General features: G+C 57.0%; 28 protein-coding genes. 15 read left to right on the forward strand and 13 right to left on the reverse strand.

Annotation, left to right across the window (positions count from 1 at the left end; all coding sequences use genetic code 11):
• Nucleotides 1–69: 69 nt before the first annotated feature.
• The 10 genes from PMM47T1_RS23910 to PMM47T1_RS29295 all read right to left on the reverse strand — a co-directional run bounded on the left by PMM47T1_RS23910 (nucleotide 70) and on the right by PMM47T1_RS29295 (nucleotide 6,136).
• Nucleotides 70–357 (reverse strand): hypothetical protein, encoded by a 288-nt coding sequence (locus PMM47T1_RS23910; RefSeq protein ID WP_008373880.1) that lies wholly within the window; start codon nucleotides 355–357, stop codon nucleotides 70–72.
• Nucleotides 350–1,726, reverse strand: a complete 1,377-nt coding sequence (gene dnaB / locus PMM47T1_RS23915) for a replicative DNA helicase (RefSeq protein ID WP_008373881.1) — start codon at nucleotides 1,724–1,726, stop codon at nucleotides 350–352. Before dnaB ends, PMM47T1_RS23910 begins: the two co-directional genes overlap by 8 nt.
• Nucleotides 1,719–3,002: a DUF1376 domain-containing protein gene (locus PMM47T1_RS28775; protein ID WP_008373882.1), complete on the reverse strand. Its 1,284-nt coding sequence runs from the start codon at nucleotides 3,000–3,002 to the stop codon at nucleotides 1,719–1,721. The genes dnaB and PMM47T1_RS28775 overlap by 8 nt, the downstream gene beginning before the upstream one ends.
• Nucleotides 2,999–3,595: a hypothetical protein gene (locus PMM47T1_RS23925; protein ID WP_008373883.1), complete on the reverse strand. Its 597-nt coding sequence runs from the start codon at nucleotides 3,593–3,595 to the stop codon at nucleotides 2,999–3,001. Before PMM47T1_RS23925 ends, PMM47T1_RS28775 begins: the two co-directional genes overlap by 4 nt.
• A complete protein-coding gene (locus PMM47T1_RS30465; RefSeq protein WP_008373884.1) occupies nucleotides 3,592–4,353 on the reverse strand; it encodes a BRO-N domain-containing protein in 762 nt (253 codons plus the stop codon). Before PMM47T1_RS30465 ends, PMM47T1_RS23925 begins: the two co-directional genes overlap by 4 nt.
• On the reverse strand, nucleotides 4,350–4,853 hold the full coding sequence (locus PMM47T1_RS23935; RefSeq protein WP_008373885.1) for a hypothetical protein: 504 nt from the start codon (nucleotides 4,851–4,853) through the stop codon (nucleotides 4,350–4,352). Before PMM47T1_RS23935 ends, PMM47T1_RS30465 begins: the two co-directional genes overlap by 4 nt.
• Complete coding sequence (locus PMM47T1_RS23940; RefSeq protein ID WP_008373886.1) at nucleotides 4,850–5,107, reverse strand: hypothetical protein; 258 nt, start codon at nucleotides 5,105–5,107, stop codon at nucleotides 4,850–4,852. The genes PMM47T1_RS23935 and PMM47T1_RS23940 overlap by 4 nt, the downstream gene beginning before the upstream one ends.
• Nucleotides 5,107–5,400, reverse strand: a complete 294-nt coding sequence (locus tag PMM47T1_RS23945; protein WP_008373887.1) for a hypothetical protein — start codon at nucleotides 5,398–5,400, stop codon at nucleotides 5,107–5,109. Before PMM47T1_RS23945 ends, PMM47T1_RS23940 begins: the two co-directional genes overlap by 1 nt.
• Entirely contained in the window at nucleotides 5,397–5,699 is a 303-nt protein-coding gene (locus PMM47T1_RS23950) for a hypothetical protein (protein WP_008373888.1), read from the reverse strand. The genes PMM47T1_RS23945 and PMM47T1_RS23950 overlap by 4 nt, the downstream gene beginning before the upstream one ends.
• Nucleotides 5,700–5,830: 131 nt before the next feature.
• The gene (locus PMM47T1_RS29295; protein WP_081492706.1) at nucleotides 5,831–6,136 is read right to left on the reverse strand and encodes a transcriptional regulator; all 306 of its coding nucleotides are present in this window, start codon (nucleotides 6,134–6,136) and stop codon (nucleotides 5,831–5,833) included.
• Nucleotides 6,137–6,221: 85 nt separating this feature from the next.
• Here PMM47T1_RS29295 and PMM47T1_RS23955 point away from each other — a divergent pair, with 85 nt between their 5' ends.
• The 12 genes from PMM47T1_RS23955 to PMM47T1_RS24010 all read left to right on the forward strand — a co-directional run bounded on the left by PMM47T1_RS23955 (nucleotide 6,222) and on the right by PMM47T1_RS24010 (nucleotide 14,075).
• A complete protein-coding gene (locus PMM47T1_RS23955; protein ID WP_008373890.1) occupies nucleotides 6,222–7,001 on the forward strand; it encodes an XRE family transcriptional regulator in 780 nt (259 codons plus the stop codon).
• A 145-nt stretch (nucleotides 7,002–7,146) separates the two neighbouring features.
• Nucleotides 7,147–7,455 (forward strand): response regulator transcription factor, encoded by a 309-nt coding sequence (locus PMM47T1_RS23960; protein WP_008373891.1) that lies wholly within the window; start codon nucleotides 7,147–7,149, stop codon nucleotides 7,453–7,455.
• 112 nt (nucleotides 7,456–7,567) lie between these two features.
• Nucleotides 7,568–8,275 carry a hypothetical protein gene (locus tag PMM47T1_RS23965; RefSeq protein ID WP_008373892.1) on the forward strand — a complete coding sequence of 236 codons (708 nt, stop codon included), beginning with the start codon at nucleotides 7,568–7,570 and terminating at the stop codon, nucleotides 8,273–8,275.
• Between the two features lie 34 nt (nucleotides 8,276–8,309).
• On the forward strand, nucleotides 8,310–8,492 hold the full coding sequence (locus PMM47T1_RS23970) for a carbon storage regulator (RefSeq protein WP_008373893.1): 183 nt from the start codon (nucleotides 8,310–8,312) through the stop codon (nucleotides 8,490–8,492).
• Entirely contained in the window at nucleotides 8,479–8,901 is a 423-nt protein-coding gene (locus tag PMM47T1_RS23975; RefSeq protein WP_008373894.1) for a hypothetical protein, read from the forward strand. The genes PMM47T1_RS23970 and PMM47T1_RS23975 overlap by 14 nt, the downstream gene beginning before the upstream one ends.
• Complete coding sequence (locus PMM47T1_RS23980) at nucleotides 8,898–9,626, forward strand: hypothetical protein (protein ID WP_008373895.1); 729 nt, start codon at nucleotides 8,898–8,900, stop codon at nucleotides 9,624–9,626. Before PMM47T1_RS23975 ends, PMM47T1_RS23980 begins: the two co-directional genes overlap by 4 nt.
• Nucleotides 9,623–9,934 (forward strand): hypothetical protein, encoded by a 312-nt coding sequence (locus PMM47T1_RS23985; RefSeq protein WP_008373896.1) that lies wholly within the window; start codon nucleotides 9,623–9,625, stop codon nucleotides 9,932–9,934. The genes PMM47T1_RS23980 and PMM47T1_RS23985 overlap by 4 nt, the downstream gene beginning before the upstream one ends.
• Nucleotides 9,931–10,116, forward strand: coding sequence for a hypothetical protein (locus PMM47T1_RS23990; RefSeq protein WP_008373897.1), 186 nt, complete (start codon nucleotides 9,931–9,933; stop codon nucleotides 10,114–10,116). The genes PMM47T1_RS23985 and PMM47T1_RS23990 overlap by 4 nt, the downstream gene beginning before the upstream one ends.
• Before the next feature lie 2 nt (nucleotides 10,117–10,118).
• Nucleotides 10,119–10,937 (forward strand): hypothetical protein, encoded by an 819-nt coding sequence (locus PMM47T1_RS28780; RefSeq protein WP_008373898.1) that lies wholly within the window; start codon nucleotides 10,119–10,121, stop codon nucleotides 10,935–10,937.
• Nucleotides 10,938–11,101: 164 nt separating this feature from the next.
• Entirely contained in the window at nucleotides 11,102–12,298 is a 1,197-nt protein-coding gene (locus PMM47T1_RS24000; protein ID WP_008373899.1) for a tyrosine-type recombinase/integrase, read from the forward strand.
• A gap of 196 nt (nucleotides 12,299–12,494) precedes the next feature.
• The gene (locus tag PMM47T1_RS24005) at nucleotides 12,495–13,631 is read left to right on the forward strand and encodes a YaaC family protein (RefSeq protein WP_081492707.1); all 1,137 of its coding nucleotides are present in this window, start codon (nucleotides 12,495–12,497) and stop codon (nucleotides 13,629–13,631) included.
• 189 nt (nucleotides 13,632–13,820) lie between these two features.
• Nucleotides 13,821–14,075 carry a hypothetical protein gene (locus tag PMM47T1_RS24010; protein ID WP_008373901.1) on the forward strand — a complete coding sequence of 85 codons (255 nt, stop codon included), beginning with the start codon at nucleotides 13,821–13,823 and terminating at the stop codon, nucleotides 14,073–14,075.
• A gap of 162 nt (nucleotides 14,076–14,237) precedes the next feature.
• Here the strand turns inward: PMM47T1_RS24010 and PMM47T1_RS31005 are convergent, their stop codons facing one another.
• A complete protein-coding gene (locus tag PMM47T1_RS31005) occupies nucleotides 14,238–14,609 on the reverse strand; it encodes a DUF7079 family protein (RefSeq protein ID WP_008373902.1) in 372 nt (123 codons plus the stop codon).
• A 317-nt stretch (nucleotides 14,610–14,926) separates the two neighbouring features.
• Between PMM47T1_RS31005 and PMM47T1_RS24020 the strand changes: the two genes are divergently transcribed.
• The 3 genes from PMM47T1_RS24020 to PMM47T1_RS24030 all read left to right on the forward strand — a co-directional run bounded on the left by PMM47T1_RS24020 (nucleotide 14,927) and on the right by PMM47T1_RS24030 (nucleotide 17,213).
• Nucleotides 14,927–15,139 carry a hypothetical protein gene (locus tag PMM47T1_RS24020; protein ID WP_008373903.1) on the forward strand — a complete coding sequence of 71 codons (213 nt, stop codon included), beginning with the start codon at nucleotides 14,927–14,929 and terminating at the stop codon, nucleotides 15,137–15,139.
• A gap of 405 nt (nucleotides 15,140–15,544) precedes the next feature.
• Nucleotides 15,545–16,222 (forward strand): SDR family oxidoreductase, encoded by a 678-nt coding sequence (locus tag PMM47T1_RS24025; protein WP_043301473.1) that lies wholly within the window; start codon nucleotides 15,545–15,547, stop codon nucleotides 16,220–16,222.
• Between the two features lie 361 nt (nucleotides 16,223–16,583).
• The gene (locus PMM47T1_RS24030) at nucleotides 16,584–17,213 is read left to right on the forward strand and encodes a TetR/AcrR family transcriptional regulator (protein ID WP_008373905.1); all 630 of its coding nucleotides are present in this window, start codon (nucleotides 16,584–16,586) and stop codon (nucleotides 17,211–17,213) included.
• 17 nt (nucleotides 17,214–17,230) lie between these two features.
• Here PMM47T1_RS24030 and PMM47T1_RS24035 read toward each other — a convergent pair whose 3' ends face one another.
• Both PMM47T1_RS24035 and PMM47T1_RS29300 read right to left on the reverse strand, forming a co-directional pair.
• Nucleotides 17,231–18,016, reverse strand: coding sequence for a cyclase family protein (locus tag PMM47T1_RS24035; protein WP_043301483.1), 786 nt, complete (start codon nucleotides 18,014–18,016; stop codon nucleotides 17,231–17,233).
• Nucleotides 18,017–18,035: 19 nt separating this feature from the next.
• Nucleotides 18,036–18,801, reverse strand: a 766-nt coding sequence (locus PMM47T1_RS29300) for a fumarylacetoacetate hydrolase family protein (protein ID WP_081492709.1), incomplete at its 5' end; no start/stop codon positions are given.

Below are 18,801 nucleotides of genomic sequence, written 5' to 3' on the forward strand. Positions count from 1 at the left end.
CCCAAGTTGGAACGACCGGCCATTTTTTGGTGGCCGGCCCCGCCAGGAGTGAGTGGCAGGGCCGGCTGGTCACGCTGCCCGGTTTGGCCCTGGCTCGTTCAGGCCAAACAGATTGCGCAGCAGCGTGTCGGCCACCTTGCTCCCTGCCCCGCCCTCGGCCAGCCACCGCTTGCCGTAATCGTGAAACCCGAGATGCAACGCATTACCGTGCCAGCTCGCTACGATATCCAGCAGGCAGGCCAGCGCGGCCGGACCACCAAACTTGACCTTGGCCAGCTCCTCGCCAGCGATCCGCAGAAAGCTCTGCTCCAAAGTGGTGAGCTGCTTAGCCGGTTTGTGCACGTTGGCTTTACCCATGATTTTTACCCCCTGCGTATCGACCTGCCAGTGTGTTTGACCTCTCGGGCTGCGTCGGCTCGACCCACCCTGCAGCCAGATTCTCGAAACGGTTGTACTGCCCAAGGAAAGCCGCCCGAACCGTCCCCGTCTCAATATCCCGCCCTTTGCCGACAATGATTTCAGCAATGCCTTTCGCCGTGCTGTTCTCGTTGTAGACCTCATCCCGATACACGAAGATCACCACGTCTGCGTCCTGCTCGATTGCACCTGACTCCCGCAGATCTGATGGGATCGGGCGTTTGTTCGGGCGCTCCTCACACTTGCGGGACAACTGACTCAGCAGGACGACTGGAATGCCCAGTTCGCGCGCCAGCAACTTGCAGCCGCGGCTCATGCCGCTGACCTCCTCAGTTCGACTGCCGCCTTCGCCTTCCATGAGCTGCAGATAGTCGATGACCAGCAGATCCAATCCGTAGCGCAGCTTGTGCCGGCGGGCCAGCGAGCGAATTCGCCCCACAGTCGAGCCAGGCCGATCAAGGAAAAACAGATCTGCCTTGCGGACAGCAGCAGATGCCGCTGCGAGCTCCGTGCCGTGCGTTTGGCATGCCGAACCGTTTTTGACCAGGTTTAACGGGATACGCCCTTCCGAAGCCACCGCACGGTCCAGCAGTTGCCCATTGCTCATCTCCAGGCTGACCACCAGAGAGGACTTCCGCTGGTGAATCGCGGCATGGACAGCCCAGCCGGCGGCCAGCGTGGTTTTTCCCATGCCAGGCCGTCCTGCAACGATGATCAGTTGCTCAGGCTGGAGGCCGCCAAGCTTCGCGTCCAAGTCGGCGAGCCCCGTCGATAACCCCATGAGGGTTTCCCCACGCGTCAATCGGTCGTGCCGCTCCTGCCAAACCTCGAGCTGATCCACCAGCACGTCGGAAGCCTTCACGATCTCATCGCCATCCGCACCAGCATCGATGGCCATGGCTGCGGCCTGGATTGTGGCAACCTTGGTCTGGGTATCCTCGCTTCCTTGGGCGATCTCCATGGCCTGGCTACCCAGGTCGTAAAGCGAGCGGTCAATGGCCCGCTCCCGAACAATTCCGGCGTAGGTCTTGGCACTGGCCACGCTTGGAGTGCCGTGGACGATTTGGCCGCAGTACCCCAGCGCGCGGTCGCCGCTCGGCAGCACGTCAATGTGCTCACCGACGGTCAGGAAATCCACCGCTTTGCCGGCGGACTTCAGCGCCTTGATCGCCCGGTACACCTCGGCGTTATCCGCGAAGTAAAACGCCTCTGGGCTGAGATCCTCGCTGAGGGTGTCGATCAATTCAGGGCTTTTGAGCATGGCGCCCAGCAGACCATGTTCGGCCTCAAGGCTGTAGGGATCACGCATGAGTGTGGCCCTCCACGAGGTCACGGAAGTTTTGTCGGATGACCAAGGCCTCCAGGTACGGCCGGCGGTGCTCGCCTCGGTAGAACACGGTATCTAGGCCCGCTGCCTGCTGGAAGAACTCGACCCAGAAGCCCAAGTCCTGCTGCGCCTCATGCTCAGCCCATCGCTCACTCAGCGACTGCCGCAAAAACGTGTCAAGCACCGTCACCGGCGCCAGCGTGGGGCAATGCTGGTGGTACAGCTCCACAAGCTGCTCCGCCGGGCAGCCAAGGGTGTCAATCGGCCCCAGCACATCCTCCCAGCGCCGGCTGTTGAGCCAAGATGCTGGCAGCGGGATGAATTGGCCTTGGTCTTTACGCCATCCCTCGGACTGGTAGTGGAGCGCCAGCGAACCGGTGATGGTGGCCCGTAGCTCCTCATCCGGCGCCAGTTTGCGCCAGGCCTTCTCGGCGTCGGCACGCTTTTGCTTTCGCGGGTACAGCTTGTAGAAATCTGCGAAACCAACCATGGGGTCGACCCTCGGCGCTTTACCTGATGCCGCGTTTGCCTCAGGAATCGGCAAAGCGGGTTGACCAGGGTAGTGGTGGCCCTCAGCTTCCGGGGCGAGCAGCACTTCCATCGGAGGCTCGTCTTCCGAGGCGGAGCCTTGGTGGACATGCTTTTGATTTAAAAGCTTCTCTTCCCTTCCCTTCTCTTCTCTTCTTAGCCATGGCCGTTCCGTATCATGAGACGGGCCCGTACTTGTGACAGGGGTGTTATTGGGCCGCTCTCGCTCTTGGTACTGAAGCATCTCCTGCAACGATGCCATGGACGTGTTGTAGGGAACCGTCACGCCAAATTCCCGGAGCCTTGCCCGCAGAGCTTTATGGTCTTCGCGGTGCCGCCGCTGGCGCTCAGCCTCGTTTTCACGCTTGTCACGGTACTCAACGCGCTCATGCCAAGCAGCCATTGCCTTCTCAGCAATCACTGGGTGGTACAGACGATTGTCAGAGCACAGCACCCAGCCACGGAGCGCCATCGTCTTAACTTTTTTCCAGCGCGAGCCTGTTCCGGAGAGATGAGCAAGTATCCGATCATCATTCGGAAGAGAAGCTGTCGGCTGCTGTTGCCAAGATTTGCACCACAACGCCAGCGCGGTTTTGAATTCTTCCCCTGTGGAAATCGCATAGAGATCACTGTCGAGCAGGCGAACCACGTCAAGAGGCATGTACTCGAGCCCGCGCAGTTCTACTTCTGCCGGCACCAACGGCGCGATCGCGGAAGGTTGTTCGGTCATTGCAGCGTCTCCCCTGGCTTGCGGGCGACATGGGCGGCTAACGCCTCCATGGTGCCGCCAGATAGACGCAGGACGAGCTTGCGCAGAGCAGTAGTTGAGTTGATGGCCTCGATCGCCATGGTGGCGGCGATCTGAGCATTGTTCGCAGCGAGAGTCGCACTCACCCCGAGCCGCACCTGGTCGCTGTGATTGAACGCAGCACAAGCGAGCTGGAGGTCGCTGTGGGCCTCGAAGTACTCGGGCGGCAGCGCGGACGTGAGGGGACCGCAGAGAGGGATGCTCATATCTGGCAGTGCCGCCCCTTCCAGAAGGTGGAGAGTCATCGCGTCCCAGTGTTGCTGCGCGACCTGCGCGGCGTCATGCCCGGTCTTGCGTTTGAACAGCACCCTGAGCGCGTAGAACGCCCTGATCAGATCGACGTGCATGTCGTCTTCCTTCTCAATCGAGTACTCAGGCTCGTTGATGACTTCGATGGCGTCCTTCACGATTTCGAAGCACTTCAACAAAAGGGCGGCGTCTGCATACCGATCGTAATGCGCCTCATCGATTATTTCGGGTGCAGCCTGGGCTTGAAACTGAATGATCTTGCTCATGGTTTGGCCTTCTGGACCAGGCGGAACCGGCCCTCAAAATATGGGTGGGTTGCCTGGGTAGGGCTGACCATGGTCGATTCGCCGACGAACCGGTGGAATGCGGCGGTGACGTGGCTCTTCGACCAGACCAGGTATTGAGACCCCAGTGCTTCTTCATGGCCGTTGCGCACCATGCCTGCGGGGTTTGGCTGGTTTGGCCACTGCTTCAGGACGAAGTCGACCACCGCCCCTGAGAGCCCGTGGCGCGCCAGCATCGTTTCCTTGATTCGGGTCAGCGACTGGCAGTTTTGCGGGCAGTGGTCCCACACCGAGGTTTGGCTGAGATCTTCGACGCGGCGCTCCACTCGCTCCAGCGCAACCTGCTGCTGAGCCTGCTGGCGCTCGATACTGACGAGGATGTTTGCGCTAGCGGCGATTAGCTCGGCCTGAGTCATTGGCTTTTGGTAATAGCCTGTCTTGCGGATGGTCGGCAGTACGTCGTGTGTAACCCACCGCTTGAATCGCTTAGCTTCAGGCTTGCTGCTGTTAAGAATTGCGGAGTACAAGCCAGGCTCATTAATAGTCGATACACCGCGAGGTCCAAAACCTGCAATTTGCCGGTTTTGCTTTTCGTCATCATCAAGCTTTTTGGTCAGCTCGAAAGCGTCGCTGTAACCGAGGATGCCGGCTAATTCCAGCGCAATGAACCAGGGCTCGCCATGCTCATCGGTGAAGACGGTGACAAGCGTACCGTTGAAATCGAAGGGGATCATATTCATGGGGTCACCGAATTAACTGCAGCCATGTAGGCGTGATCTGTACGCACCAGGTGCTCGTTGACCTGCTGGATGAACGAACGCTGGGGAATGGCATCAAGAGCCGCCCCATGGCGCATAGCGGCCGCATCGATCCACTCAAAAAGCTCGCTGATGAAGCCGGCGCGCTGCCCATTCAAGGAATGCTGCTCGTCAGGGGTTGACGGTTTCATGAGCTCCAGCGAGGTAAACATCATGCGCAAACGGGATGCCCCCATACGGAGCGGATCATCCTTCTGGTCGCGCAGGTACTTGATGAACATGCGAGCGATGGTTTTCCCAGCATCGAGGCCACCGAAGAATCCGCCAGTCAGCGGAACATCCCAGCAACTTGGAAGCTTGTGGTGGTCATCGCCAACGAACGGCATGCGGGCCCATGCGGAATTCCCCTGAGGCTTGACGCGCAGGCCGATGGGCTTGCCTTGCGGCAGCGGATGCTTGGATTTAGGGATGGCCTTCTTCATTGTGGAATCCCCAGGTCGGTCGCCAGTTGGCAGAAATCACGATGGGCCGAGGAAGCCAGCAGGCTGATTGCCTGCTGAATGCCACACTCGCCCAAGTCGTCAATCTGAGCCGGGTTATCACAGTCGTCCGGGGCGCCCTTGTAACCGCCGTTATCCAGCAGAACCTGGGACAGCAGGCGAATGGTATGAAGCGTGTCCTCGACGCGCTTGGCGACCTCGGACTGCCTCCTTGCATCAATAGATACGCGAGCCATCAGTTGCCCTCCCCGCGCGCCACAATTTGATCGCCATCGTTTTGTGGCGCATACGACGCCTCGGCGATCGCCTTGAATTGGTCAACGGCGCTGGCTACACCAGAAAATCCGGTGTCACTAAAGTGCTTGGCGATCTCTGCCAAAGCCACAGCGTGACGACCACCCTCATGGACATGGCTCAGCTGGATCGCGCCGGCCAGGGCGGCTAGCCACACCAATTGATCCTTGGCGACCGTAAGCTGGAACTCGGCTTCGACGGCAAGATCTGCAAGCGATTGGTTGGAAGCGGTCATTGGGCACCGCCCTGGGCAAATGCGGCGTGCTTTTTAAGCAGGGTCTGTGCATCCGCGCCATCGTCCATCAGGCGCGCCCCGATCAGGCACAGCCCTTTAGCTAGGCCGTCCATGACCATGGCATCCAGGAAATCATCCTCTAATTCGCGCTGATGCAACTGGCTCAATAGGGAACCAAGCGCCCAGACAAACGTACCGGCCTCGGCCATAGTTTGAGAGCAGTTCCCGAGCTCGCTTTCAAAGCCAAGCATCCTGGCCTCTTGTGCTGAAGACAGCACGGTGCTATTTTTTGGGTGCATGAAATCGTCTCCATAGGACGAAGATTCAAAGAAAGCTCCCGGCTAGGAGCTGGATTAAAGGCCCGCCTGCGAAGCGGGCTTTTTGTTGTCCGCGATTCAGCCAGACAACAGAAACTGGGGGTGGGCGACTCTCATGATTGAGGCGTCTGTACACTGGACAGATCTACAGAGCCATCGGGCCCAGATGCGGGAAGCCGTAAATTCCAGGATGATTCCCCTAGCTTGTGGCGGGCTTCGACCTCGGCAAATAGGGGGCACAGGGAAGACGCGGTTATCGCACCGTCAGTGGCTACCTCAGCTAGAAATGCTTTTTCCGGACTGATCTTGAGCGATCCGGAACGCCAATAGGAAACCGTAGCTTGAGAAACGCCGAGCGCCCGAGCAGTGAGGGCCTGGGTCCCGAAGTGGTTAATTAACAAATTAATTTGGGTCGCCATTCAGGGGTTCCTGATAAGTCTTTTTATAGACTGCCCATAAGCAGACTTCTTTGCAACCCCATAAGCATTTTTATAGGATCAGGAGATGAACCTATCCGAACGCATCAAGCTAGCCCGCAGAAATGCGAACCTGACCCAGTCTGAACTTGCCCAAAGGGTTGGAATCGCCCAGACAGCAATCAGCCAGCTGGAGTCAGGAAAGACCCTCCGCTCCTCCTATCTGATCCAGATAGCCCAGGAGTGCGGCGTCAACAGCCTTTGGCTGCAGACGGGTGATGGAGAAATGCATTCTGCCGAAGACAAGAACGCGCTTTGGCGAGCGGCCGCTGACGAGCTTGTCTTTGGGGAGCATGTTGAAGATGCTCCGCTTAATAATGCGATCCGCAAAAAAATTGAAGCGCTGCAAGCGGTGAGCAGGTACGCCCCTTCCAACTCGCTACTCACTGCCGAAATTCCCTACCTCATCGAGCTGGATGACCCTACAGACCCCAAGCGGACAGTAATTGAGCTAAGCGCCACTGCTCACGTCGATCTCAGTGATGAAATCTTGGAAAAGCAGGGCGTCGACCCCTTAAAAGTCGTCGCTGTAGCTATTTCAGGAAACTCGATGAGCCCAGTGCTCCATGACGGCAGTACTGTAATCGTTCACCTAGAGGAAACGTTGGTGGTCGATGGCAAAATGTACGCCATCGATCATGGAGGCCAAATTCGGGTGAAATCGCTTTATAGACTGCCTGGCGGCGGCATCCGGATGCGGAGCTACAATCTCCCAGAACACCCTGATGAAACGTACTCCGCAGATGAGATTGAAGAAGCACGCATCAAGATTATTGGGCGCGTTTTCTGGGGCGCCACCTTTTTCTGAGCTGCAATCCAGTCTGAAGCCCGCCGCCGGCGGGTTTTTTTTCGTCCGAAATTCTTCAAGCAGGAAACATAAAAGTACTTATTGACTCAAAATTATAAGCATGTTTATATTTCGAGCAGTCAACTACTCAAGGAGCAGTACGCTGATGGCGAAGACAATTATGTTCGGAGGCTACCAAGGAAGCACTGGCGTGCTTGCGGAGCAGGAGATGCGTGTGCTTCTGGCCATATGCGCAGGCCTCACCGGAAAGGAAACCGCCTTAGAGCTTGGGCGCGCACCTGGCACGTTGAAGAAAACGCTCGAGCGAGTCTTTTTTAAGCTTCGTGTACGCAACCGTGCCGCTTTGGTTGCGGAGGCCTTCCGCTTGGGCCTGATTGCCTTCAGCAACAGCATGATGCCGCCCCCCCAGCATCACCAAGACCAGGACCAGCACCAAGGTGTACTCGTGGCGTAAGTAGCGGCTTACGCCTGGGGACAGGCGCAGTCCGGTGATGTAACCACCACCCTCTCAATTCTATGCGAAAGCCAACAACGCGGCCGGGCACCGGCTTGCCTGAGGAAAGTGAATGACGCATCCAACTATCAGAGTCGATCACCTGACGATCAACTATTACGGCCCTCCCGGGGCACAGGCAGGCCTTGACGCTCTCGTGGCTGCCGCCCCTAAGCAAACTGCGGCCCCAGCACCCCTGCAATCTTCCGTCGAGCTGGCACCTGATACTTCGCCGGCACAAGCTCATCAGATGGATGAGCCTGCCGAACCATCGGCGCCCGCTCCGGTTGAGCATTCGACTCAATCTCAGCCCCTGGCTGAGTTCGAACTTCCATCCATTGGCGATCTCTGGCCAGACCAAGGCGGCATCTACGCCGGCGTGCGCCAGTACCCCGAAGGCCTGTGCCACTTGATCGTCGCCGCAGCCGACGCCGGCAGCCACGCATGGGGGGCGCAGGAAGCAGAAACGATGGCAATCAGCCTCACGGACGGCGTGATCAACACGCTTGAGCTGGCAGTAAATGGCCCGTACAGCCCTGCTGTAGATGCTGCGCGCCTCCATACCGCAGACGGGCACCAGAACTTCTACCTGCCCGCCATCGCCGAGTTGCATCACGCCTGGGCCTCGATCCCGGAGGCCTTCATTAACGACTCGTACTGGTCGAGCTCGGAGCGCTCTGCGAAGGGCGCATTCCGAATCGACTTTGCCGCCGGCGTTCAGCTCGGCAGCACGAAGGACACCGCGCACCTGGTGCGTCCAGTTCGCCGCTTCCCCGCGTGATCATTGCCAAGCCTCGAAGTACAGGAGCCTCACCATGCTTATCCTCACCCGCCGCGTCGGCGAGAAAATCATCATCGACGGGAAGATCGTTGTCGTCGTCCAACAAGTAATCAACAGCCAGGTGCGGATAGGCATCCAGGCGCCAGAGAGCGTCGAGATCCTGCGCGAGGAAGTGTTTCAGCGTAATCAGTCGGAGGTGAACCATGCAGCCAACTGAGCGCGTGACCTTGGTGCTGAAGGCTCGCGAAGGTGAATCCCTTGCCCAGCACATCGCCCCATTCATCAGCCTGGGCGCCACCGTGCTGGTAGATCGTCATGGTGCTGTTGTCACCGCCGCCAGTGAAGGCGACCAGGTCGAGCAGGCCCACCAGCTCGAACAGCAGTTGGTGCTCGCCGAGGCCACCATCAAGCGCGGCGTGCGCCCAGGTTGCGGCCTACGCATTGACGACTGGATCGCTACGGTGGCCAACGCCCGCCGCTATGAGCCCCTGCGCGATCACGCCCTACAGACGGGCAACGGCAACGTGCCAATGGTCCGCTGCGGCATCGGTGCGCCTTACCGGGGTGATGCGCTGGACGCACTCATGGACGACTTCCTTGCCCAGCACCAGGAGGTGCAATCGTGAAGCGCCGCGAGATTAACCAAGCCGCCCTACCCGCGATTGGCCAGCCGCTGGCTGGTGGGTTCTACGCTGGCCGCCTCTACTTCGACGGTGCCGAGTACGCACTGATCGATGCCGGTCGGGATTACGAGTGCGAGGCGCATTGGTGGGAGCGCTCCGGCCCACGTCCGCGCATTCGCGGTGCCACATCGCGCTTCGGTCGCCTGGCCAACACCAAAGCCATGGCCGAGGAAGGCAGTGCAATTGCTGCCAAGGTCCTCGGACTGAATGTGCGCGGCACCTGGGGCTGGCACATCCCCGCGATCGAGGAGCTGCAGGTTATTCGCTCAAATCTGCTTCAACTGGCCGACTGGGATCACCGCATGTGCGCCGGCGCTCCACAGGCATTCGGCAAGACGCAGTACTGGTCCAGCACCCAGAAAGAGAATGCCGCAACTGCCTGGCTGTTGGGCATGTATCCGTGGGCGGTTGCCGATACCAATTGGGTATCGGGCGCCAACGGTGTGCGTCCGGTGAAGGTGTTGCGCATTAAAGCGGCGAGTTTCGTTCACGCGCCACATTTGAACGACCCTGAAATTGTGTCGCCGGATCTATCCGGGCTGGCCGATAGCCCACAAGTCGCCGAGGTGCTGGCTCGCTTTGTGAACGAGGATACCGGGCGGTTCTACGGCCGCGCCGACGACCTGGTGGCGGAGTTGGCCAAGATCGCAGGAGGGGCACGGCCATGATGAAAGCTTGGGCCATCCCTTTCCTACTGTTTGTGGCAACAGGCGCCAGCGCCAGCCGAGAAGCCCCCGCCGTGGAGGAGCAGAACGTTATCAGCGTTCAGCACGACAAATACCGCGGCGTGACGTGCTGGGTCCTCAACGACAGCGCGCTGAGCTGCCTTCCTGACAGCATGCTGGTGCGCCAGCCTGACCAAGCCGCCGAGGAGCTGCAGAACGGCGATAGCCCCGCCGCCGAGCAGCGCCAAGACGGGGTAAACCCGGCGAGCACGCCAACCCCGCGCATGCATCGGGAGGTATTCCAGCTATGAAGCGCCAACCCAATGGCCCACTCGGCCGCCGCCTCATGCTGCTTTGGCAACTGCTACAGCAGCCCACCACCACGTTTGGTGAAGTTCTGATCCTTTCGGCCGCTTGCGGCATCGATGGCCGCCAGGTGCTGGCCAACCATTTCAGCCAGCCGGCCTTTAACGCCGACACCATGGAAGCCTAACCATGCTCGACAATCCAGCACACCGCGCCCTTTTCACCTTGCCACCAATGCGCGAGACCACCGAGACGCTGCCCGCCACCCAGCCGCTGCCGGCCCAGCAGGTCGTTACGGGCGACAAGGAGGTCGACGCATTGCTTTGGCTACGCAAGGTAGTCAGCACTGGTCTGCCAGGCCCCATCGCAGTGGCCATGGAAGCAGCCAAAAAGCTCAAGGCGCCGGCCGAGGATCTGGAGCGCCGTTATCGCGACTACCTTCTGAAAAACAGCGGCGGCAATCCTTTCGCAACCTTCGGTTCTTTTGGCTTTGCAGATCTCTCCAGCTTGGCCGAGCGAGCCATTGCAGAAAGGGCCCGAGCTGTAGAGGCTGCCGCCCGCTTCGAAGGTGACGCGATCTGGGAGGACACGCCGGCAGAGCAGTTCTGCGCCAAGGCCCTGAAACGCTGCAAGGGTTTTAAAGACTACGTCGACAACGATAAGGCAGAGGTGGCCAAGCGCTTCCGCAAGCACGGCGACCTGATGCCTCACACGCTCTCCGACTGCCTGGCAGAGATCGATTACTGGGACCGCCTGTATCGCCTCCGCGAAGCTGTAGGTGAGCGCGGGGACGGGATGCATGAGGCCATAGCCCGAGAGCGGTTTACTCAGGACCAACTGGCAGTCATCAAACCGAATAGCCGAGACGAGGCCATCCAAGTGCTCGACTACGTCGCCCAAGCCGAGGGCATTGATCACGACGGTATGGTGGCCATCTTTCTGAACCTGCTCGATCACCCTGGCACCACGACAGATGCCGAACCTGGCGAAAGCCTGGGTCAGGCATAGGGAGAGCGGATGCGCTACGTCACCGTCAGAAAGTTCGCCAGCGAATCTGGCTACACAGAGGACGCGATCCGCTCAAAGATCCGTGACGGCATCTGGCGGCTCGGTGAGATATGGACCAGGGCGCCGGATGGCCGGACGCTCATCGATGTTGAGGGGTATGAGTCATGGGTAGAGGCGGGAGGGGAGTTCGGGCGGTCTCCGATTCGAGTATCGAAATCACGTTCATGTATCGGGGAGTCCGGTGCCGCGAGCGCATCACGCTCAAGCCCACCGCCACTAATCTGAAGAAGGCCGAGCAGCACAAGGCGGCCATTGAACACGCGATCTCAATCGGCAACTTCGACTACTCGGTGACTTTCCCCGGCTCAGCCCGGGCAGAAAAGTTCGCCCCAGAGGCCAGCCGGGAAACAGTGAATGGATTCCTGACCAGGTGGCTCGCGGCCAAGAAGAAACACCTCGCGAGCAGCAGCTTCGATGGGTACCGCAAGATAGTCGAATTGCGCCTGGTCCCTGCCCTCGGCCATCACATGCTGGTCGACCTCAAGCGCAAGATAGTGCGCGACTGGCTGGACACCCTGCAGGTAGGGAACAAGACGCTTAGCAACATCCAGAGCTGCTTGCGCTCGGCGCTGAACGACGCGTGCGAAGAGGAGCTGATCGAGGTCAATCCGATGGCGGCCTGGACGTACTCCCGCAAAGAAGCGCCGCCGAAGGAAGATGACGTCGATCCGTTCGCGCCCGACGAACAAACCGCGATCCTGGGTGCCCTTCAAGGCCAAGCCCGCAACCTGGTGCAGTTTGCAATATGGACCGGCCTGCGCACGAGCGAACTCGTGGCGCTGGACTGGGGCGATGTGGACTGGATCCGCGGCGAGGTGCTGATCACGAAGGCCATGACCCAGGCTTCGAGCGGTATCGCCGAAGTGCCAAAGACGTCGGCCGGCCGTCGGGCAGTGAAGCTGTTGAGCCCTGCACTTGCGGCCTTGAAAGCTCAGAAGGAGCACACATTCCTCGCCGACCGCGAGATCTTCCAGAACCCACGTACTGGCGAGCGGTGGGCTGGTGATCAGCCGATCAGGAAGACGATGTGGGTGCCCGCGATGAAGAAGGCCGGCGTCCGATATCGGAGGCCCTACCAGACCAGGCACACGTATGCTTCGATGATGCTATCCGCAGGCGAGCATCCGATGTGGGTTGCGAAGCAACTCGGTCATACCGACTGGACAATGATTGCCCGCGTCTATGGCCGTTGGATGCCTTCGGCGGATGTCACTGCCGGTAACAAGGCAGAAGACCTTTGGAGTGCAAAGCCGGATGATGAAAATAAAGCTGGAGGGCTCTCTGAAACTGCTCCTGGATGACGAAGATGCATTGGGCCGCCGAAGCATACGATCAACTGGTGAAAACCATGCACCAAAATTCGGGCGCCTCAACGGCTATGGACGTTGATTGCGCGGGTGTATGGACGCTGGATGCCATCTTCTGACTTGGACGCGGGAAAAAAAGCTGAGAGACTGTGGCTAGACGCTTCGTCATCCATAGACAAGGAATTCAGCTTTGCAATTACAGCAGGCAAAATCAGGCAAGAGAGTTGAGGTTAAAAAACGTGTCGTACCGTTTTCATTCTGGCCAACTGTGCTTTCTCATAAAAACAGGTATAAAACTCAGGACACTATTTTTTCCTTAGATCCGTGGTCGCTAATTGAGCGAAATATTGTCGAGAAATGCCCAGCAATTGCATTACCAGAAGCACAAGCTTGCCTCAGCCAAGCGCGTGATTTTTTCTCATCCGCCAACCAGGCAAACAGCTTGGAAGCCCGCCCGCTTTCGCTATACTACAGCTATATGAACTTGGTTAAATCCTATTGCCTAACTAAGGGTTTTGCTACCACGTTTGATAAAGCTCAGCATGGTTTGACAGAGCAGTTGAAGCCCGGACAGATCGAGCTTGAGGACGCATTCTTGAAGGCTTTCCCCACGCCTGGAAAACATGGAGAAATACAAAACTTCGCAGCGTTTTTGGACTCCCTAACCGGGAAAGCGATACTCTCTCCGTCTACGTACGACATTCCTAAGCTCCTGCCTCAGGTTGTTGCGGCACATAGGCTATGGCGGGCCGCCTCAGATGAAAAGGAACGTTTTGTTCCCATCGAAAGCGTAGAGTATTGGCACGATGAAGACGCCAAGCACGTATGGCTTCGAATATTCATTAGGCAAGACTCTTTGAACCGATACAACATCACAAGAAAGAGAATGCTCGAAGAGTCTGGGTTAGATTCTGATTTTGTGAATGTCAAGAACAGTGCATATCCAGACATGGCGGTATTTGAACAATCAACACACACAGTATACCCAGGATTTGTAAGCGACGTATTGAAGAACGTGTCTCAAACTCTGAAAACGAGGATTTGGACAATTGTGACAAGTACACCGCCGTACCGAAAACATTATTTATACCTCTGCCCCCCTAATGAAACTGCAGAGCTTATGCCTCAACTAGCCGGCATATATGCCCTGAGCTACTATTTGGGATCGATCACACGATACCGGCCACACCATCTGCCCAAGATAGTCCAGGGTACGTTTGGTCCTTGTTTCCAAGACTTCATCACTGGACAACCCATGCAGTTTCTCTACCTCATGGCCAGCGAATTCGCAGAGCAAGAAATTGCGAAGCCCGGAATTCTGATCTGAACCTCACGCCCTGAATGACAGCCTTATGACAGCCTCGAGGCTGCGCGCCGCATAAGCTGGGATTTGGACGGGGGTTCAAATCCCCCCGGCTCCACCAAACAAAGCGTCACGAAAAAGGCACCTCTAGCGGGTGCCTTTTTTTGTTTCCGGGGTTTTACTGCCCCTTCATTCCCGCCAGAGATCGCACCCATGCTCCAAGAACGACTGGACCTGTTGAAGCTTGCCAAGCCTGTACGCAACCAGATCGATGACCTGGTTCGCGCGTTGAATGCGGCGAGTACGCGGGCGGATCTGGAGCGCGAAGCGGAAATGCAGATCGCCCTGATCGGCGAGCTCGAAAGCGGGCGAAAGGTAAAGCCCGCCGACGTGGAAACCCTGTACATCATCTTCGATGATGCCGTACAAGCCCGACTCCAAGAACTCCCCACCGCCCCACGCACGTAGCAGCGGACCTGGCCGCGTCAAAGCCAAACGCGGTCTGCTTAATACCGCTCCCGCCGAAGGCCGCGCTGGCCCTGTGCCCCAATGAGGTTCCAGGTTTCCTAGACCGGAACATCCTCTGAGAATAAAGCCTGGACGCAAACGGCAAGAGCGTACGCAGAGCATTTATGGCCGAGCTAGCGAAAGTGCCCTATCTAACTCAACCCAAATATATCGATAGCGGTACTGAAGCCAGCAGATCGTCACTCTGTCCCTGTACCGCCTAAACAGGCTTATCTCACGCGCTCTAAGCATATTCCTGATATCGTCCTCCAGTTCTTCGCGGTTAAAGCAAGCCCAGATAGCCGGCAGCACGCTTTCCAGATTGGTGTGGCACACAGGCGCAACCTCAGAGAATAGAATCGCCTTTACTACCGAGGGCTCTACCCCTTGGATCTCACAAGCCATCGCCGCATAGTCCACATCATTATCTACAAACGCGTCTGACAACGCCCACCAAAGTTTTACGCGCTGCTGGTCGATCAGCGAACCTCCCACTTGGAAAACTCCTCTAGCTCATCATCCAAGCTATCGGCGGCGATGCTTCCCGCTACACCGCCCACAATGCTACCGGCGAGGACCACGGCCACCGTACATATCAAAGCGCCTGGGCCACAAATTAGTGGAACACCAAGAGCGGCCAAAGGTCATTTGCTTCATCGGAAAAGCTCAGCGGTTGGCATGACGGTATTTTGCCAAATCAGCGAGGCTTTTTCAGGGTTTCCCTCAGTTAATTCCCGCTTAATCCAGCCTTTGAATAATGTGAACCGGAGGCGATTAAGAGGCTTCTGATATCCTTACTAGAGAGAACGACTATGAACTTTTGCAAGCTTGCCATTATCACCCTCCTCGGCTTCGGTACTGCAAGTGCTTTTGCTCAGGACGGCTCGGACCGTACCACGCAGCGAATGATCGACCACCAGCAGGCTTATCTTGCGGCCCAGAAAGCGGATCATAAAGATACCATAGTAAAAACGCAGCCTGAAGCCGGGGGTGCCAAATCAAAAGCAATCGCTAACTGCAGCTGAAAAATCGGCACCTCGTACAAAGAATAGAAGTCAGTGGTACCTTATGTATTCGGCTGCTAAATCACTTTTCGCATTGTTAAATTTGCGGGCGTGCTAGCTACGCTCGCCTGGTCGCTATATAGGCCGGCGATCGGCGCATGTTATACTGCCAAGCACATTGGGCAGCCCGAGCCGTGGATATGCTATTGGCAATCTTAGGTAGCTTACTGAGTTGCCAGACTTGGGCTGGCCAGGTTGGCGAATGAGATATCGAAATATATGTTCCATGGTCGAGGGCCGAAAAAAAATCGGCGGATAGTCTATCGATGAGTTGGAATTTTTGGGCATTATGAGATGCAGCTTTACCAAGCTTCACCGCGATCGTTACGATAACCGAACCGGTCGTCTTGATCCAAGGAGACATGCGTGAATCGAACAGCATTGATTATCGGTGCCTCTCGAGGCTTAGGGCTGGGAATTGTCGAACGGCTGACCGAGCGCGGATGGCAGGTGACTGCCACGGTGCGTAACAGTATGAGCGTCGAGCTCCTCCGGCAAACAGGCGCCACTGTAGAAATACTCGAGATGAACGACCTAGCGCAAATCGAAGCATTAGGACTGCAAATGCGAAAAGAATGCTTCGATCTGATTTTGGTCAACGCGGGGGTACTGGGCCCAGTAGGTGATCTTCGTATTGCCTTCGACGAGCAGATTCTGGGGCAGCTATTCCTGACCAATTCGCTGGCTCCCGTGGTACTTGCCAAAACCTTAGCTCACCAGTTACGCCCAGGGACCGGTGTGCTGGCCTTCATGTCTTCGCGCATGGGCAGTGTTGCGAATCCCGACGGCACCGACATGGCTTTGTACAAGGCAAGCAAGGCCGCGCTCAACTCGTTGGTCAATTCCTTGGTCAGTGCGTGGGAAGGTCCTGCGACTACGTTTTTATGTTTACACCCAGGTTGGGTTAAAACCGATCTTGGGGGTGATGACGGCGACATAGACGTATGGACCAGCACCTCAGGCGTTGTGGATCAAGTCATGCATCACGCTGGGCATGGAGGTCTCCATTTCGTCGACTATGCAGGCGAACCTGTCAGCTGGTAAAAGGGGGTATCCGAAGCTGCTGGAAAGCAGACTCGGGGTAAGTCGCCTTTGCATTGGGCGCTCCGCTTGTTACCGCCTGCGCCTACATCGAGGAGCTGCTCGGAGCCACCAGTGAAATGATATCCGGCTCAGAAAGTATTTCGGTCGACACAGAGGCATGCTATGGGCACTAGATGACAGCTTGCCCAAAGCCGTTAAGCAGATGTCGAAAAAATCTCATGCAACGTTCATCAGACTATTCTAGAATGTAGGTTCTAGTATTAGTGGTGTGGAGTCGATATCGCCCCTTCCTCGTTGCTCAATTTTTCTTCGGGAAGCTGACTTATCAGCCGCTCATCTGCTGTCCTCACGTGAGACCTATATGCCAACCGCGATTGCTCTAAACCCTCCGAAGCAGGACCGAAGCCGAGTTGCTCTTGAAAAGCTCTTGACCGCGACGCGCGAATTGCTGAGTGAAGGCACATTTGAGCAGCTGACGATTGCCGGCATCAGCAAGCGCTCGGGCGTATCAGTAGGTTCAATTTATGCCCGTTTCGAGGGAAAGGATGAGCTTTTCCTTGCCGTAATGGCGAATGTCTTCGGAGAGATGGATGCTGAATGGACAAATCTTATAGAGACGCTCCGTAGCAAACAGCTCAGTCTCGTTGAAAAAGTTCCAATGGCGATCGCTGCATTGGCTGAGCATTTGAAAAGCCATTCGAGCATTTTGAGGCCTATTATGGCCCGCAGCTCCGACCCACGCGTGGCTGTCTTCGGTAAGGCAAAACATCTGAAAGCAGCGAATATCTTTAACGAGCTTCTGCTTGAGTCGCGTGCGGAATTCAGGCATCCGGATCCCGAGCATGCTGTCAGGGCATGTTTCGCTATTGCATATGCTGCGTTGGCCCGTTTCCTGGGACTGGGCTCGGCGGCAGATGCCGCCGGCGAAGGTGATTGGGAACAGTTGAAGCGTGATCTCGGCGTCATGTGTGTCGGTTTTTTAAAGGGCTAGGTCCTGAGGTGGCACTATCACGCCGCGAGGATAGCAACAGCTCTCACGAACCCTGCAGAGGCGTGCTTGATTTTATAGGGGAAGCAGGACACCCAAAAACCGTAGTCTGGTAACGACTCAAGGTTGCTCAGTTTCTCCATCTGACCATAGCCTATGTCTCGGCCCACTTTATGGCCTTCCCAGATCAGCGCAGGGTCGCCCGTCTCGGCAAACCTCTCACGGGTGTACTTAAAAGGAGCATCCCAGCTCCAACCGTCTGTCCCAACCACACGCACACCTTGCTCCAGCAACCACAATGTCGCTTCACGTCCAATCCCGCAGCCCTTGTCCAAGTAGCCAGGCTGACCAAACAACGCACCTGCTGCAGTATTAACGAGCACGATATCGAGCGGCTGCAGGGTATAGTTAATACGAAAAAGTTCAGACCGAATATCTTCCGCTGTCGCGACGTACCCGTCTGGTAGGTTACGAAAATCCAGTTTGACCCCTGGTCTAAGGCACCACTCCAGGGGCAACTCATCTATACCGTAGGCGGGACTTCCGCCATCGGTGGTAGAGGCATAATGCCAGGGCGCGTCCATGTGGGTACCGCTGTGCGTTGTGATATTAAGGCGTTCTGCCGCCCACGCCTCTTTCCCAGGGAGCTGCTCCAGTTCAAGACCTGGGAACAGAGCAGCCATTTCCGGCCAACCTTCTTGATGGTCCATGTAGTCGATCCGCGGGAGTAAGGGGGGCGGGTCGGTATACGGGTTGTTTTCCAGCGTAACTGACAAATCGATCAAACGACGATTATTAATATCCATTTGCGAGATCCAAAATAAATTATCTATCAGGGTTTGGCTGAGCTGCACATACAACCTGTTGATCAATAGCACCGAATGGACATGCTCCTGAGCTCGAGCGTGCTTCCATCCTGATTCGGTCGCCAAATTGCAGATATTCTGTCAATGGTCGGCCGTCGCTCACCATCTCGATGGCTCGTTTCTCCGACAGACAACTGACACCTACCTTTGGATCGGCATTGGAGACCGTGCCTGAACCAATTACCGTTCCCGCATGGAGCCGACGAGTGAGCGATGCATGTGCGATAAGCTGTGGAAAATTGAAATGCATTTCTGAGGCTGATGCATGGCCGACCCATTCCCCATTAAGTTCCACATTTAGCGAGAGGTAAATCCTCCCCTCCCGCCATGCCGTTCCCAGCTCATCTGGCGTTATGGCGACGGGAGCGAAGCTAGTAGCAGGTTTGGCCTGAATGAAGCCAAAACCGGTCTTCATTTCACGGGGGGCTAGCGTGCGCAGGCTTACATCATTCAATTGCACGATGAGCTTGATATGCTCGGCGGCATGCTCCGGAGGGCAACCCATAGGCACATCGTCAACCAGAACAGCGAACTCCCCCTCAAAATCGATACCCTGGGCTTCAGATGGCAAAGCAATATCTTCATGTGGCCCAAGAAAGTCATCAGAGGCGCCTTGATACATCAGTGGTATTGAGTCCATGCCCTCAATTGGGTCCAGGCCGAATGCCAGCTGCATGCGCTCCCCGTGGGACAGAAATGCTGATCCGTCACACCATTGGTATGCT

The organism is Pseudomonas sp. M47T1, assembly GCF_000263855.1.
GTDB lineage: Bacteria > Pseudomonadota > Gammaproteobacteria > Pseudomonadales > Pseudomonadaceae > Aquipseudomonas.